Source organism: Niallia alba (assembly GCF_012933555.1).
Taxonomy (GTDB): Bacteria; Bacillota; Bacilli; order Bacillales; family Cytobacillaceae; genus Niallia; species Niallia alba.
In genome coordinates, this window is sequence record NZ_JABBPK010000001.1 from 1,920,911 (window position 1) to 1,936,975 (window position 16,065).

A 16,065-nucleotide genomic window follows, 5' to 3' on the forward strand; every position below is an offset into this window, starting at 1 on the left:
AAAATATCTTAACTTCTTTATTCACATCTTACACTTTTAGCATATGCCAATCGTATAAAATCGTCTAGGACTTTGTTAGATATTTCACGAAATAGAAAAAAATATTTAAACGTTTTATGAACATTTTTAGAAAACAGCTTTGTTTAAAAATTGTAAATCTACTAAACGTTTCATAAAAAAGGTTGTTTAGAGAATAAATACCAATTATCATATTAGAAGGAGGGGAAAATAAATGGTTACAACAATACAAATAGAAGAAAATGAAAAGCATCCACAATATGCTGGATTTTGGATTCGTTTCGGGGCATGGGCAATCGATAGTATCATTCTCGGTATACCTTTACTAATTCTTTCGAATGTTATCTTTGCTCTGTTTGTGAATTCAATGGAAGTTCCTGAGGAATTATTGATTGATCCAACGAGTATAGATACGTTATCTGATGCTGAAATTTTATCAATCGCTGGTCCTATGATGCTTGCTTTCTTTGGAACGATGATCGTATGTATGATATTTAGTCTTTTTTACTATACTCTGTTTCATGCATCTAAATGGCAAGCTACAATTGGAAAAAAACTATTAGGCTTAAAGGTAACGGATAAAAATGGAAAGAGACTTTCTTTCTGGAGAAGCTTAGGGAGATACTTAGTTTCTAGTCTATTATCAAGTATTTTGTTAATTGGTTTCATACTTGCAGCATTTACAGAGAAAAAACAAGCATTACATGATTTAATAGTAGGTTCAGTTGTAATCAAAAAATAATTCCGATCACATCTGTTAAAAAATCCATCATGGAAGTGGTGATCACAAACATGATGGATAACCAAAAGGTTCTGAAGCAGACAAACGAGAGGGTGTTATTGCGTTTTAACATACCCGATATTGGAGAGGAGAGCTTAACGGATGGAACCGATAACCAATAAAGTTAAACTAGAAAAAAAGGGATTGGCATTATATTTTTCTTTGCCAATACTTTCGTGGGCACTCTATGATGCTGCTAATACTATTTTTTCGTCTAATATTAATACAATCTTTTTCCCCTTATATTTGCAAGAAATCGTAGGTTCAGATGAAGTACAGAAACAAATAGCCTCAACTTTTATTTCCTATGCCAATGCACTAGCAAGTTTTCTATTAGTCATTTTTACGCCTTTATTTGGTGTAATGATGGACAGAACTGGAAAAAAGAAAAAGTATATTGTAATTTTAACATTACTAACTGTAATAGGTACGATTGCAATGGGGATTTTTTCGTTTATTCCATTTACACAAATGATGTTTGGAATCCCAATGTCTTTAATACTTGTCATTCTTTTTTTTGTACTATCTAAATTTACGTATCATTCCAGTCTGGTGTTTTATGATACGATGATTTCTGATTTAGGAACCAAAGAACAGATTCCGTTAATTTCTGGGTTTGGTGTAGCAATAGGTTATTTTGGAACACTTATCGGCCTATCTGTTTATTTGTTTATGGACGATGGAGCATATAATCAATCTTTTATTCCAACTGGTATTCTTTTTTTGCTGTTATCTTTGCCATTATTTATTTTCATAAAGGATACACCAAAGGAAAATGTTCCAAAGCAATCTGTTCTATCAGGATATCGTGAAATACTCGAAACCTTTAAGCAAATGAAGAATTATCGGAAGATTTTTATTTTTATGCTTGCCTATTTTTTTCTCAATGATGCGTTAGCTACTACTATTGCAATGATGTCAGTATATGCAAATGCGGTTATTGGGATTAGTACTGGTAAGTTTATTATTCTTTATCTTGTGTCCACCATCGCAAGTATTATTGGTTCTTTTATTTTTGGATATATAACGAAAAGTATTGGAGCTTATCGAGCTGTGCGCTATGTAGGGATTTTATTAGTTATTGCGCTGATCATTGCAACGATTGCTTGGAATGAAGGGTTATTCTGGGTAGCTGGAAGTCTATTTGGAGTGGCATTAGGTAGCATGTGGGTAACGACAAGAACGTACATAGTCGAAATTACTCCAGAAGAAAAACGAGGACAATTTTTTGGGCTGTTTGCCTTTTCTGGTAAAGTATCTTCTATTCTCGGTCCTTTATTATATGGAACTATTACATTTGCTTTTGCTGATTTAGGAAATACAGCAAGTAGAATGGCACTAGGATCGTTAATTATCTTAACTATTATCGGGTTAGTTATTCATGCACGTGTGAAGGAAGAATGGTAGGAAAATAAGTTAGAGTAAAGTTAGGTTGTTCATAAGAGTAAACAAAATGTAAATGTTTCGTCAGAGGGAGGATAATTTGCATGATTATTACTTAAATGAACAGCCTTTTTACATACCTCAAAAAATCCATCAAATGAGAAATTTGGACGAACTACTTTAAGAATAGCTAATAAATCCGATATAAAGGATAGGTATATAATATTAGTTAGTCGATTTTCATAACGGAATGAATTTTTTAAAACGCCGAAAGGACAAGAATATATGAAAAATGATAAAGGGATACTTTTAGAAACTGGCACAAATGAATTAGAAATTGTTGAGTTTAGCGTAGGAAAGAATCACTTTGGTATAAATGTGATTAAAGTGAAGGAAATTATTAACCCAGTTCCCATTACTCCAATTCCACATGCACACCCGTATGTAGAAGGAATTGTGGAGCTAAGAGGGGAAGTTTTAACAGTTGTTAATCTTGCAAATGTTTTAGGATATTCGCCTTCTGAAACCCCGGAAAAAGATAAATATATTGTTTCGGAATTTAATAAAACAAAAATAATTTTCCATGTCCATAATGTAACCCAGATTCATCGTATATCATGGGAAAATATTGAAAAACCATCCGAAACTTATTACGGTACGGAGAGTCAAATTATTGGGGTAGTCAAATTAAACGGTGAGATGATTCTGTTACTTGATTTCGAGAAAATTGTTGTAGATATTAACCCTGAATCTGGGATAAATGTTCAGCAAGTAAAAAAATTAGGAGACAGAAAGAGAAGTGACAAGAAACTAATTGTCGTGGAAGATTCTGCACTTTTAAGAAAATTGTTAGAAGACACTTTAAATGCAGCTGGATTTCAGCATATAACATTTTTTGAAAACGGTCGTGAAGCATTAAACTATTTGACGAAAAAAGTGGAGGAAGGTAATTCAGTAGATGAAGTTGCTCAATTGATGATTACTGATATCGAAATGCCTCAAATGGACGGGCATCATTTAACAAAAGTAGTCAAAGATAATGCAAACTTAGCACAATTGCCTGTTGTTATATTCTCTTCTTTAATTACAGATGATTTAAGACATAAAGGACAGGTAGTTGGAGCAAATGCTCAAGTAAGTAAACCAGAAATTAATGAATTAATTCATATTATTGATAATAATATTTTATAAAAGCTTACTACCAAATAGAAAATATTATTATGTGAAGAAAAATAGCCAAGCTAGGTTGAACTAGTTCGGCTATTTTTTAGTTCAGCTATTTTTTAAAGAATTGTTGTTTTTAATCGGAAAAATGAAGGAGTCGGGAAAATAGAGCAGCCGAAATGGTGAAAGCTATATTAATAACTTTCACCAAGCTTTTTAAAAACAGGTTTTTGGTATTTCTTTTTGCGGATAGTTTGATTTGGTGGTATCTCTTCTTTTAGCCCAGTATAGGTGGATAAAAGTTTTTTTGATTGTGTTAAGGAAAGAGTTGATTTGGGATTTCGGACACTTTGATTGAGAGATCCTAAATGTGGCAATTCCTCAAAATCCTTTTTAGTCGGAGGTAAATGAAATGTATAGTTTTCACATGCAATCAATAAATCTGATTGTTGTTGACTATATCTTGGATTATTTGAGAAGTGTAGACCAATTTTTTTTGCTTTGCCTTCTGCTAATAGTTTATGTAAACTGTCATGTTTTAATTTATATAGGAATTTTGGGTTTGGTGCTGTCTTTGCATGACGATTTACGACAGATATTGCCTGTAGAAGGTTTTCAACAGTAAGTTGTATTGGTGGTGGATATTTTTGCTGCTTATTCAATCGCCTAACTCTCCTTTCTATTGATTTGTACAAGTAATTATACTATTTTTGCGAAAGAAAGGGAATAAAAAGAGCATATCTTTTCTACTATGTCCTCGTTAATGGAGCAAATGAAGATTGATTAACGCCTCTTTCAAGAATAAACATAATTTTTTATCTATTTAAGTACAGAATCCCATGCAGTTGCCGATAAAAATAGTAAAAGAAAAGTAGAGGCATGGTGAAGAGTGCTTACCATTGTGTCGAAGTTTGTTGAAATGAAATTTACTTTTAATCGATTTTATCTTTTAAAAAAGGTGTTTTCTAAAACAAAATAATAATTGCTGCGTGTAAGGAATGAAATGGATGGACAAATATAACAAGAATATTACAAGTGAGAACATGATAGCTCAATCCAAATCAAATATAGAGAATATCATTTTTGAAATTATTTTTATGTATATAAAAGATATGGTCTTTATTATGAAAGTAGAAAAAGGGAAAACTTTTCGCTATATTTTTGTAAATGAAGCTGCATTTTTATTTGCTAAATTACCAATTGACTTTATTGGAAAAAAGCTTCAAGAGGTTTCAACTGGGGAAACGGCTGCTATATTGCAGCGGGAATATTCGATTGTATGTGAGACAAAACAAAATCATAGTTATATAGATCAAATCAAGGCGGAAAATGGGGGGATTATTCATGCAGAATCTGTTTTAACACCCATTTTGGATGAGCAAGATGAAGTGAAGTACATTGTTTCTATTACGAGAGATATCACAGAGTCTATAATGGAAAAACGACAGCTGCATGAAAGCAAACAAAGATATCGATCATTAATAGAAAATAACTTAGATGCAGTCTTTACTGTTGATTTAGATGGAGTTATTCATGATATTAATCCAGCTGGTTTAAAGTTAATTGGGAGAAGCGAGGAAGAACAACCTATCTTTTCGCTTTATGAACTAATAAATGAGGAAAATACCCTTTTCTATGATAGCTTTAGAAAATGCAAACTAACGGAATCATCGCAATCTATCGATTGTAAGCTAATAAGCCATAATGGTAACAAAATGTCTGTTCATACGAAATTCGTTCCAATTAAAGTAAATCATGCAACTAGAGGTATTTATGTTATCTTAAGAGATATTTCAGAACGAACCAAAACAGCAGAAAAGATACGTTATATGTCATTTCATGATCAGCTAACTGGTCTTTATAATAGACGGGCGCTGATGGAAGATATAAATCTTGAAATTAAAAGAGCAGAAACCGAGCAAGTAGCTTTTGCTTTAATGACTATTGATTTAGATCGGTTTAAATACATCAACGATACATTTGGCCATATTGTTGGAGATCAAATTCTTTTAAAAGTTGCAGAAAGGTTATTAGAGTTTAAAAATTATAGATGTCATGTGTATCGACAAGGAGGAGACGAATTTAATATTCTCCTATCCAATACAAATAGACAGGAAACAGCAAGCTTTGCTCAGCGTATAATCTCAAGTTTTGCTAATTCATTTTATTTAAATTCTCATGAATACTATATAAGTCCGAGTATTGGAATAAGTATGTATCCACATGATGGTGAGAATATTGAAACAGTAATTAAGAATGCAGATGAAGCACTATTTCGTGTAAAAGAAAGAGGCAAAGCGCATTATCAATTTTATCGTTCTGATATGACTTCAAGTCTAAGCAATGTAATATCATTAGAAACAAAGTTGCGAAAAGCGATCCAAAAAAAGGAACTTAAATTATATTATCAGCCACAAATTGATTTAAATGGTTATACATTTAACAGCTTTGAGGCACTATTAAGATGGGAAAGCCTCTCTTTAGGAGTGGTTGCTCCCAATGATTTTATCCCCCTTGCAGAAGATACAGGTCTCATTATTTCAATTGGTAATTGGGTAATTGAAACAGCATGTGAGCAGATAAAAGTTTGGAAAGCACTATATAATAAAGATGTACGAATAGCTGTGAATATTTCTCCGAAGCAATTTCAGCAACCTAATTTTATAGAAGTAATTCGTACTTCTATTCAAAAGTTTAAGATTAAGCCATCCATGTTAGAAATCGAGATTACAGAAGGACTTATGGGGAATATTAAAGAAGCAATTCCTATCCTACGAAAATTAAAGGAGTTAGATGTTATTATTTCAGTTGATGATTTTGGAACTGGGTATTCTTCGCTTAGCTATATTAAACAATTTCCAATTGATGTTTTAAAGATTGATCAGTCTTTTGTAAAAGATGTTGTTACAAATGCTAAGGATGCTGCTATTACGACAACTATTATTCACTTAGGACAAAATTTAGGAATGGAAGTTATTGCAGAAGGTGTAGAAAATAAAGAGCAAGAAGATTTCTTAAAGAAGGCAAATTGCCAAAAAGCACAAGGATATTATTATTCCAAGCCATTGACATGCGAAGCTGCAGAACAGTTTCTTAGGGGATTCTAAACATGTTTGTTGATTTGAATCATAAACTTATATTAGAGAGTAAATTATCATTGATAAATATCATTTCTGTTACGAAAGAAAGCTTGTGATAACTTAAACTAGTCAGTCAATCCATTAAAAATTAAGTTTGAAGTTCCCTTTTTTCCTTTGTAATTTTTAAAATGTACGAGGTTTTAGTAAAGAGTGCGTTGATTGCATTTTATATTCTTGATTTCCGCGGAAATAAAAAGGGTTTCCCTTCCCTTATTTACTAGAAAAACAAGAGTATTTAATACAATCAACGCGAGTAGTAGAGTTTATTTATAAGATGTATATTCTAACCTTTACCGATAACTAATTGCTCTTGATTTTAAAGCATGCCAAGATTTAATGAAGGTTTTTTTCTCCACTTTTACATTTTTCTTGCCTGATAAGGGATCGTTTAAGTAAACATGATTATTATTGAAGCCAACTAAAACAACAGCATGCAAATCCAATGGAGTTTTAATGGTCTTTCCATTATGTTTCCATGATTCCCATCTATCAGGTAAACGATAATCACCAGTAGTCCAAACTACAATGGGGTAACCATTTTCTACATGTCTTTCTATAGCTTGAAATGAATGATTTGTTAAGTTAACAGCTCTTTCTGGAAGGTATTTGTTAACTAGATCTTCCATTGGTTTATCAAATACGGCATATCCAGGATTTTTTCCCGTCATGTCGCCAACAAAACCAATTGATGGATCTCCCCATTTGATAATATCTCCATTTTTTCGCACTAATGGATCTAAGTCTTTTTGAATATTTTTATAAAGATCCATTTTCGTTACTTTAACACCAGCATAGTTTAAGACCATTGTTAAACTAGTCACTTCGCATCCATAGCGTAATTCTGGATTTTGTTTTATTAATGGAACATCTAGCTGGATATTTTTATTTGAGTTTAATACTGGATTGACTACTTCTGTTTTTGGTTTTGTGTTGTCTTCAATGTGGAAATATTCCCAAGTTTGCTCTGATCCAAAAAAGGGAGCGAGCAAAAGTAATAGTTTAAACAACTGCATATACTACCTCTTTCTTGCCAACTCCTAATTTTATCATACGAAGTTTCCGCTAAAATATAAGGACATATTATTACCAAGGGAGACAGGTTTATTTCGTGTTAGCTTATCGAAAATAATACCTTATAAGAGAAGAAAAGCTGAATTAATCAGAAAATAGAAAGAATTTTCTATCATTATTTTTATAACCAAGAATTTATATGATATAATAAGGTTTATTTTAATCTTAGAACAAAGCGAAGAACCTTTGCGTACTGTCTAACAAATGAATTTGACCATAGAAAATGACATTTAACCAATGAAAAGAAATTATTCAATCAAATTATAATGATTTCAAATCAGAAGCAATAAGCAAAGGAGCTAGCCGTTCTAAAAAGGGAGGCTATCAAAATATGGATGCTTTGGATATTTTGACTGATTTAGAAAATGTCATCCCTTATTTTCAAGCTATTTTTAGTGCTGATGAACATCGCGTTATTGGATATGAAGTGTTAGGAAGATATAATGGGGCAGATGGAGTGGAGAGTCTTGGAGACTTTTTTCTTGATGAAGGAATCCCAGATGAATATAAGTTAGAAGTTGACCAAGTAATTTTGACAAAAGCATTGGATAAAGCGCTATCGCTTGATGAGGATGTCTTGCTCTTTATCAATAGAGATGCACAAATACTAATGAAAGACGATGGGGAAAGTTTTTTAGAAACATTATTGGAATATGAAGGGAAGGGAATCAAGCTTGATCGAATTGTCCTTGAGATATCTGAGAGAAATTATCATGGACAATTTTATCATTTAGATCATTTATTAATTTACTATCGCACTTATGGGATTAAGATTGCCATTGATAAAATGGGAAGTGATAGTAGTAGTTATCTTGATCGAATAAGTGAGTTAGCGCCTGATATTCTAAAAATTGATTTATTGGCTTTGCGATCTACTTCCACTTCGCATACTTATCAAAATGTTTTATATTCCTTGTCTATGCTTGCTCGAAAAATTGGTGCTACCTTATTATTTGAAAATATCGAGATGGTTTATCAGCTTCAATTTGCTTGGAAAAATGGTGGGAGATTTTATCAAGGATATTATTTACATTATCCCGAGGCGAGTTTCACCGATCGTAATATTAGAAAAGAAACGTTGAAAAATCTGTTTCATGAATTCATTATTTCAGAAAAGAAAAAACTCTCAACTATTTTTGATTTAACAGAGAAGTTTCAGGGTCAATTACAAGTATTGCTCGTCAAATATAAGAAATATTCTTCTTACGAAGAGCTTTTGAAATTACTTACAGCTGAGTTAACTGATGTGGCTTTTCGAATGTATGTATGTGATGAAGACGGCTTTCAGAAATCAGCGAATATTATTAAATATGACAATGATTGGATTATTCAGCCTGAATATGCAAACAAAAATTGGAGTTGGCGACCATATTTTTTAGAAAATATTATCAAGATGCGGAATGAAAAAAAAGGAATTTTATCTGATTTATATAGTGATATTGAAACAGGAGAAACGGTCAGAACGTATTCGTATCCTTTGAATGCAAAAGAATATTTATTTATAGATCTATCCTATAATTTTCTTGATCGTATGAAATTATTGCTTAATTAGAAACAAGCTGAAGAGATTTTCTCTTCAGCTTGTTTTATTAGGTAGAGAAAGGGTATTAGGAATAATAATTAAGTGGTATCCGCAAACGGAGAAGGGGAGGATATGATGAAAAAAAGCTTCTTTATTTTATTGATTATTTCAGTATGGAGCATTTATCCATATTCCATACATGCCACCAGCCATTTAACAAGTAGGAATGAAGTAGTTACTTTTGTAGAAAAAGCATTTAGGGCACAAGTATCTTTAAGTAAAGAAGCGAGAGAGATGGAGGAGATGAAAGAAATACTGGAACCTTATTTTTCAGATAATTTCATCTATTTGTTTCTAAATGAAAACTTGACTGGAGAACAGGGAAAGTTTTATACATTTGGGAATGAATTTGGCAAATACTATCTTCCATATTATCAGTTCTCGGAACAAACCACTATTGATATAGATAAAGAGAGAAATAGTATTCTCCTATATGAGTATTATGAACCAATTGTATTCGGAGACAAAATATACGAAGGGGCTTATGAAGGAATTCTAATAAGAAAGCTGAATGACAGATGGCTTATAACGAATATGCTTTCAGATAAAGAGGTAAGATCCATTTTAAATAGTAAGGAAGAAAACTATAGCACATTGGTGTATATGCCGTTATTTTCAATCGAAAATCAAGTTACATACATTTCGAAGAAGAATAAACAATCTCAAGTTTTAACTATCAATAGAATGTAGAAGTTTGGTGTTTATTGAGAGGAAGGGCGCACTTTATCTGATTTCATGTACGCCGCGAGGTTCATTCGTATATTCCCACCGTTAACGGGTAGTTTTCTTTATGAGGAAAGATTTAACGCAAGCTTAAGTTTTTCCAAGTCAAATCCATAAATTACATTTCCATCAATTACAAATGTAGGGGTGGAAAAAGATTGATATTTCTTTATTAATTCTTTTTTAGCACGAGAATCCCTTTGAATATCCTTTATTTCATAGTCAAAGCCATGTTCTTTTAAGAATAGTTTAGAGTACTCACAAGGGGGACAGTCTGGTTGCGTATACAATGTGATTTGATGCATAAAGTTCCTCCTATATTTTTTCTTCTTTTAATCATACAAAGAAATTTTTTATCATGCAATTTTTAAAAACTGAAAAAGATACTCGCCTCCTTTATTTAGCGGTATTTACTCACTGCTTTTATTTTTTTATTTGGTTTTTGCGTAAGCTGTTTTTATATACGTTGTTAAAATGAGAATATTCAGATGAAATAAATAATAAAAAATCGACAAGTTTTTTTCAGTTTTACTTGGACAAACACTCGACAATCTTTTATTCTGTTAGTATTGGCATTTTACACAAGAGGCAAATTATACTAAATTTAACGAAGAAAGTGTATAGAAACATGCTAATAGTGAAACCTATGGTTAACACAAGGTTTGTTTGAAAGGAGAGAGAGCATGTCACAATTACAAGGCATATTAACAAGATTAAAAAATCTGCAAGAGCAGGCAACTGGGGGAGAACCAACTCAACGTTTCTTTGAAGTAAATGGAGAGAGAAAATGTCAAGTTACATTTCATCCAAAAACAGAAACGTTTGAACTAGAAGTATATAATGACAAAGAAAAGCCAAAAAGATATCAATTTGATAATGTTGATATGATTACAATCGAGATTTTTGATTTAATTCAGTAAAGTACTTATTAAAAGCATCCTGCAATTGGGAAATATCCTAATATTTGCAGGATGCTTTTTTGTTAGGCAACTAGTAACCGTCGGATGAAGGAAAGCCCCACTGATGGAAGGCTCACTTTATCTATAAAGCGAAGTATTATGAACTGCAAAAACAGTAATGTTGATGAAAAGTGGAGCGACATAGCTTAAATGTACTTTTTCTACATGAAACTGCACTCGTAAACCATACTAATAGATGAGGTGATAAACATGATGCCAGAAGTTACTTGTCCAGAATGTTCCCATCAAGAAAAATTGGAAAATGTTCTTACCGCACAGTCTAATCAGAATGTGATTTTTCAATGTCCACATTGTCAATTAGTTGTAAGGAATATAAAAACGAGTAAGGGTTAAAAGAGCATTCAGCCGAAAACTATGGTAAAATAAAGTATAAATATATTTTGTGAGGAGTTTTCGGCTATGATAAGTTTGCACAGCGAAGAGTTTTTAAACATCACTTTAAAGGATTTATTAATTCCATCTGAGCGAGTAGCACATGTCCAGATAGGAAATAGTTTAGAACACGCTCTGCTAGTCTTAACAAAAAGTGGATACTCAGCAATACCCGTATTAGATGCTCATTATAAACTCTATGGTTTAGTAAGTACACCGCTTATTATGGAGAGCATATTAGGATTAGAAAGAATCGAATTTGAGAAGCTTGAAGAAATAAAAGTGGAAACAATTATGAATACGGTGATACCAAGAGTTAAGAGCAGTAGTTCTGTATTACATACGATTAAACATTTAGTCGACCATCCTTTTATTTGTGTGGAAACGGAAGATGGCTATTTTGATGGGATTTTAACAAGAAGGGCAATATTAAAGCGACTTAATATTTACTTGCATCAAAACAATCAAAATTAATCTTAACACGTTTTATTCCTTCACCTACTGTTGCCGCTCTTGTCTACCTCTTCATTAGAGTTGTATCCCTCTTTTGATAATAATTTTTATTTATGAGGATAATGTCATGTCAACCATTTCTGAATTACAATTATTAACGGTTCTTTCTCAGGAAATGAATATGAGAAAAGCAGCTGAAAGACTTTTTGTCACACAACCAGCTCTTTCTCAAAGACTGCAAAATATTGAGAAAGACTGGGGAACACCATTATTTATAAGGTCGCAACGAGGACTATCCCTCACCGCTGCAGGAGAATTAGTAACAAAATTTGCAATGGAAACACTTAAGAAAGAAGAAGAAGTGAAAGAATCCATACATGCTTTTAAAGAAGAAGTGTATGGAACATTAAAAATTGCTGTCGCAAGTATTGTTGGACAGAATTGGCTTCCAGAAGTGTTAAAAAGATTTGTTGAACGTTATCCTCAGGCAAAGATATCATTAGTAACTGGTTGGAGCAGCGATATAATGAAATCTCTTTCTGAGGATAGTATGCATATAGGTATAGTTAGAGGCGTTGCTGATTGGAAAGGCGTTAAAATGCATTTATTTGATGATCCTCTTTATTTAGTGGATCGGGAAATTGCTAAGTTAGAAGATATAGCTTTGACTAATCGACCATTTATTCAGTTTAAAAGTGATTCTAACTACTATGAAGAAATACAAGTTTGGTGGCACAGAAACTTTCAGATGCCTCCAAATAACACAATTGTAGTAGATCAGATTGAAACATGTAAACAACTTTCTTTTAATGGGATTGGCTATAGTATTTTGCCTTCGATTGCATTAAGAAAAGCAGACGAGACACTATCTAGAATCCCGTTATATAATGAGCACAATGAACCGATAACAAGAGGAACATGGTTAATTGGTTATGAAGCAACTTTTCAATTAAAACAAGTACAAGCTTTTTTAGAAATTGTTAATGAGTATCTAGAAGAAGAAAAAATGGGAAAAGAAATAGACCGGTGATAAAGTTAATAATTATGGCTTGTTTTCATCACTTTTGTTTGGTAAAGTAATTTTTAGTGTTGTATATATACATAATGGAGGTTTTAACAATGAAAATGATGGATGCAAATGAAATTATTTCATTTATTCAAAATAGTACAAAATCTACACCTGTAAAGGTATATGTTAAAGGTGATTTGTCAGCAGTCAATTTTGGGGAAAATATCCAAACATTTATCAGCGATAATTCTGGTGTGATTTTCGGAGAATGGGCAGATATTCAAACTGTGATTGAAGGAAATAAGGATAAAGTAACAGATTATGTGATTGAAAATGATCGCAGAAACTCTGCTATTCCTTTATTGGACTTGAAAAATATTAAAGCTCGTATTGAGCCAGGTGCTATCATTCGCGATCAAGTGGATATTGGGGACAATGCGGTAATCATGATGGGTGCTGTTATTAATATTGGCGCTGTAATTGGTGAGGGCACAATGATCGATATGGGTGTTATTATGGGTGGACGAGCTACTGTAGGAAAGAACTGTCATATTGGTGCAGGTGCTGTATTAGCAGGTGTCATCGAGCCCCCTTCTGCAAAGCCAGTAATCATTGAAGATGATGTATTAGTTGGTGCAAATGCAGTAATCGTTGAAGGAGTAACAGTTGGAAAAGGTTCTGTAGTTGCTGCAGGTGCGATTGTATTAGAAGATGTTCCAGCTAACACATTAGTTGCAGGAGCTCCTGCGCGTGTCGTGAAAGAAATAGATGATAAAACAAAATCAAAAACGGAAATTATGCAAGAGTTACGTCAACTATAATTTTTCGTAAAAAGCGTGGAGAAAGTTCCACGCTTTTCTTATAGAAAAATTAAAATCGCACTTTGAAAGTTAATTGGAGAATGGAAGGAAGAGTAGGGATTTGTATGGGGAATAAGATCGATTTAATCAAAATTCGCAGAGATTTGCATAGAATTCCAGAGCTTGGATTTAGAGAATTTAAAACACAGCAATATTTACTTGGGGTAATACAAAATTTATCCACTGAACGTGTTGAAATTAAAACGTGGAGAACAGGGATAATTGTTAAAATTCATGGACACAATCCAACAAAAACAATTGGTTATCGTGCAGATATCGATGGTTTGCCTATTATAGAGGAAACCGGATTAGATTTCCTATCAGAACATCCGACGGAAATGCATGCTTGTGGCCATGATTTTCATATGACGATTGCTTTAGGGGTGCTTGCTAATATAATAGAAAGTCCTCTTAAAGATGATGTAGTATTTATTTTTCAGCCTGCTGAAGAGGGACCAGGCGGAGCTGAGCCCATGCTACAAAGTCAAGAGTTAAAAGAGTGGATGCCTGACATGATTTTGGCTCTTCATGTCGCTCCAGAATACCCAGTAGGAACAATTGCCATTAAGACCGGTCTACTATTTGCTAATACTTCTGAGCTTTTTATTGATTTAAAAGGGAAAGGAGGGCATGCTGCATACCCACATCTAACCAATGATATGGTGGTTGCTGCATGCAGTCTGGTTTCCCAGCTTCAGTCTGTAGTTTCAAGAAATATTGATCCACTTGATAGTGCCGTTGTAACAATTGGAAAAATTACAGGTGGAACTGTTCAAAATGTCATTGCTGAAAATGCGAGGCTGGAAGGGACAATGCGTACTCTTTCTAGTGAAGCGATGGAAAAAGTCAAAAACCGCGTTCAATCCTTAGTAAAGGGAATCGAAATTGGCTATGATTGTGAGTGTACAATTGATTTCGGAAGTGGCTATTATCAAGTGTATAATAACGAGCCGTTAACGAGAGAGTTTATGGACTTTGTTGAGCAGGAAACAGAAGCAACTATATTTGAGTGTAAAGAAGCGATGACAGGGGAAGATTTTGGTTATATGTTAAGAGATATCCCTGGGTTTATGTTTTGGCTTGGTGTGGACTCTCCATATGGATTACATCATAGTAAGCTTGATCCGAAAGAAGATGCTATACAATTAGCTGTGAATGCATTGACTGCTTATTTGATGACAAAAGGAAATTAATTATCTTATTAAAAAAAGCTAATTACAAGCGAAGACTTGAGGATGGGACAAAACAAAATATATAATAGATAAAGACGAACAATCTCTCATTTAGTAGCGAAACCAACTCGTTCCATTACGATCTTTTCTAAAAAATGGTTGTTTTTATAATGGAAAATATAATTATTTTGAAAATCGGAGCAGCCTGAATACACGTAGACTCCTGTGGGATTAGCGAGACAGTCTGAGACCCCGGAGGCTCAGCGCGAGCCCCACGGAAAGCGAAGTGTATTCAGGCTGCGGGTAACAGCAACAAACTTCATAGAACATCCTTTTTAACACGAATAAAAAAGCCTCAACAATTATACGAACCTTTGCAATATTCGTATAATAGTTGGGGCTTATCTTTGGCTGGAATACTTATGTCCCAGCTTTTTTAATTACTATTATCTAAAAGAACGGGTGTTTCCGGAAATTGAATCCCATTTTCATCAAGAGCTATTTTTAATTCTTGTCTAATGAGACGCTCCATACCCCACTGCTCCATATTTTGCGTTTTTGCGATGATTCTTATTGTAATGGTACTTGGTCCTAAGTCTTGGATACCGATTACGTTTGGTCCATCGGTGATAACGGGGTTTTCTTTGGCGAGACGCTCGCAGACTTGATTCAGTATTTCCATTGTTTTCGGTAAATCGTTACACAAAGATATATCTATATCCACTAAAGCCTGCATTTCACCGCGAGAATGATTACTAAGCTGTGTTATTTCTCGATTCGGAATAAAGTGTAACGTTCCATCACCAGCTCTAATTTGGGTTGTTCGAAGCCCGACTTGTTCAACGGTACCTGAAAACTCTCCTATCGTTACAAGTTCCCCAACATCTAATTGTTTTTCTAATAGAATAAAAAATCCTGAGACTAGGTCACTAACTAAACCTTGAGCGCCAAAACCAACTGCTAATCCAATAATACCTGCACCAGCTAATATTGCTGTTGCGTCTATTCCTAATAATTGAAGAATGGTAATGACAAGAATGAAAAATAAGACATAGGTAATTAGATTATTTGTTAAGCTTTCTAAAGTAAAGGCTCTTCCTTGAGAGATAGAGTTCTTTTGAATATAGGTTTCAAACAATTTATTAATTAGCTTCTTTGCCATTTTTTTTATGAAAAGATAGCTTAGTAAGATTAAGAGTATTTTTAATGCCAACAGGGAAGTATCTAAAAGGAGTTCTCCCCAATGAATGTTTTGAATATAAGTACTTAGTTCGTTTAAATAAATCATTTTGTGTTATACTCCTTTTTAGAAAAAATAAAGTTATCAAGTTTTTTCTTTTTATTCCCTCTTGTAAAT

15 protein-coding genes are annotated in these 16,065 nt (G+C 33.2%); 11 read left to right on the forward strand and 4 right to left on the reverse strand.

The genetic code is table 11. The features are described 5' to 3' along the window. The first annotated feature begins 232 nt into the window (after window positions 1–232). The 3 genes from HHU08_RS09175 to HHU08_RS09185 all read left to right on the forward strand — a co-directional run bounded on the left by HHU08_RS09175 (window position 233) and on the right by HHU08_RS09185 (window position 3,373). Window positions 233–760, forward strand: coding sequence for an RDD family protein (locus tag HHU08_RS09175; RefSeq protein ID WP_101730091.1), 528 nt, complete (start codon window positions 233–235; stop codon window positions 758–760). A gap of 141 nt (window positions 761–901) precedes the next feature. After that, complete coding sequence (locus HHU08_RS09180) at window positions 902–2,206, forward strand: MFS transporter (protein ID WP_169188326.1); 1,305 nt, start codon at window positions 902–904, stop codon at window positions 2,204–2,206. Between the two features lie 261 nt (window positions 2,207–2,467). Next, a complete protein-coding gene (locus HHU08_RS09185) occupies window positions 2,468–3,373 on the forward strand; it encodes a chemotaxis protein (RefSeq protein ID WP_101730089.1) in 906 nt (301 codons plus the stop codon). Window positions 3,374–3,540: 167 nt separating this feature from the next. Here HHU08_RS09185 and HHU08_RS09190 read toward each other — a convergent pair whose 3' ends face one another. Continuing rightward, the gene (locus tag HHU08_RS09190) at window positions 3,541–4,008 is read right to left on the reverse strand and encodes a YkyB family protein (RefSeq protein WP_169188327.1); all 468 of its coding nucleotides are present in this window, start codon (window positions 4,006–4,008) and stop codon (window positions 3,541–3,543) included. A 345-nt stretch (window positions 4,009–4,353) separates the two neighbouring features. Here HHU08_RS09190 and HHU08_RS09195 point away from each other — a divergent pair, with 345 nt between their 5' ends. After that, entirely contained in the window at window positions 4,354–6,453 is a 2,100-nt protein-coding gene (locus HHU08_RS09195; protein ID WP_235678812.1) for a sensor domain-containing protein, read from the forward strand. Window positions 6,454–6,776: 323 nt separating this feature from the next. On the opposite strand, the gene HHU08_RS09200 is transcribed toward HHU08_RS09195, so the two are convergent. After that, a complete protein-coding gene (locus HHU08_RS09200; RefSeq protein WP_101730087.1) occupies window positions 6,777–7,499 on the reverse strand; it encodes a C39 family peptidase in 723 nt (240 codons plus the stop codon). A 389-nt stretch (window positions 7,500–7,888) separates the two neighbouring features. Between HHU08_RS09200 and HHU08_RS09205 the strand changes: the two genes are divergently transcribed. Together HHU08_RS09205 and HHU08_RS09210 are read left to right on the forward strand one after the other, a co-directional pair. Beyond that, window positions 7,889–9,109, forward strand: coding sequence for an EAL domain-containing protein (locus tag HHU08_RS09205; RefSeq protein WP_169188328.1), 1,221 nt, complete (start codon window positions 7,889–7,891; stop codon window positions 9,107–9,109). A 102-nt stretch (window positions 9,110–9,211) separates the two neighbouring features. Further along, a complete protein-coding gene (locus HHU08_RS09210) occupies window positions 9,212–9,829 on the forward strand; it encodes a DUF3993 domain-containing protein (RefSeq protein WP_169188329.1) in 618 nt (205 codons plus the stop codon). 98 nt (window positions 9,830–9,927) lie between these two features. On the opposite strand, the gene HHU08_RS09215 is transcribed toward HHU08_RS09210, so the two are convergent. Beyond that, complete coding sequence (locus HHU08_RS09215; protein ID WP_101730084.1) at window positions 9,928–10,167, reverse strand: glutaredoxin family protein; 240 nt, start codon at window positions 10,165–10,167, stop codon at window positions 9,928–9,930. Window positions 10,168–10,545: 378 nt separating this feature from the next. On the opposite strand from HHU08_RS09215, the gene HHU08_RS09220 reads away from it, so the two are divergent. The 5 genes from HHU08_RS09220 to HHU08_RS09240 all read left to right on the forward strand — a co-directional run bounded on the left by HHU08_RS09220 (window position 10,546) and on the right by HHU08_RS09240 (window position 14,729). After that, window positions 10,546–10,782 carry a YkuJ family protein gene (locus HHU08_RS09220; protein WP_016200943.1) on the forward strand — a complete coding sequence of 79 codons (237 nt, stop codon included), beginning with the start codon at window positions 10,546–10,548 and terminating at the stop codon, window positions 10,780–10,782. Window positions 10,783–11,241: 459 nt separating this feature from the next. Further along, complete coding sequence (gene cbpB / locus HHU08_RS09225) at window positions 11,242–11,688, forward strand: cyclic-di-AMP-binding protein CbpB (RefSeq protein WP_016200945.1); 447 nt, start codon at window positions 11,242–11,244, stop codon at window positions 11,686–11,688. Window positions 11,689–11,794: 106 nt separating this feature from the next. Next, entirely contained in the window at window positions 11,795–12,697 is a 903-nt protein-coding gene (locus HHU08_RS09230; RefSeq protein WP_101730083.1) for a LysR family transcriptional regulator, read from the forward strand. Between the two features lie 89 nt (window positions 12,698–12,786). Further along, window positions 12,787–13,497 (forward strand): 2,3,4,5-tetrahydropyridine-2,6-dicarboxylate N-acetyltransferase, encoded by a 711-nt coding sequence (gene dapD, locus HHU08_RS09235; RefSeq protein WP_016200947.1) that lies wholly within the window; start codon window positions 12,787–12,789, stop codon window positions 13,495–13,497. Between the two features lie 104 nt (window positions 13,498–13,601). Further along, a complete protein-coding gene (locus tag HHU08_RS09240; RefSeq protein WP_016200948.1) occupies window positions 13,602–14,729 on the forward strand; it encodes an N-acetyldiaminopimelate deacetylase in 1,128 nt (375 codons plus the stop codon). A gap of 415 nt (window positions 14,730–15,144) precedes the next feature. Here HHU08_RS09240 and HHU08_RS09245 read toward each other — a convergent pair whose 3' ends face one another. Then, window positions 15,145–15,996, reverse strand: coding sequence for a mechanosensitive ion channel family protein (locus HHU08_RS09245; RefSeq protein ID WP_016200949.1), 852 nt, complete (start codon window positions 15,994–15,996; stop codon window positions 15,145–15,147). Window positions 15,997–16,065 lie beyond the last annotated feature (69 nt).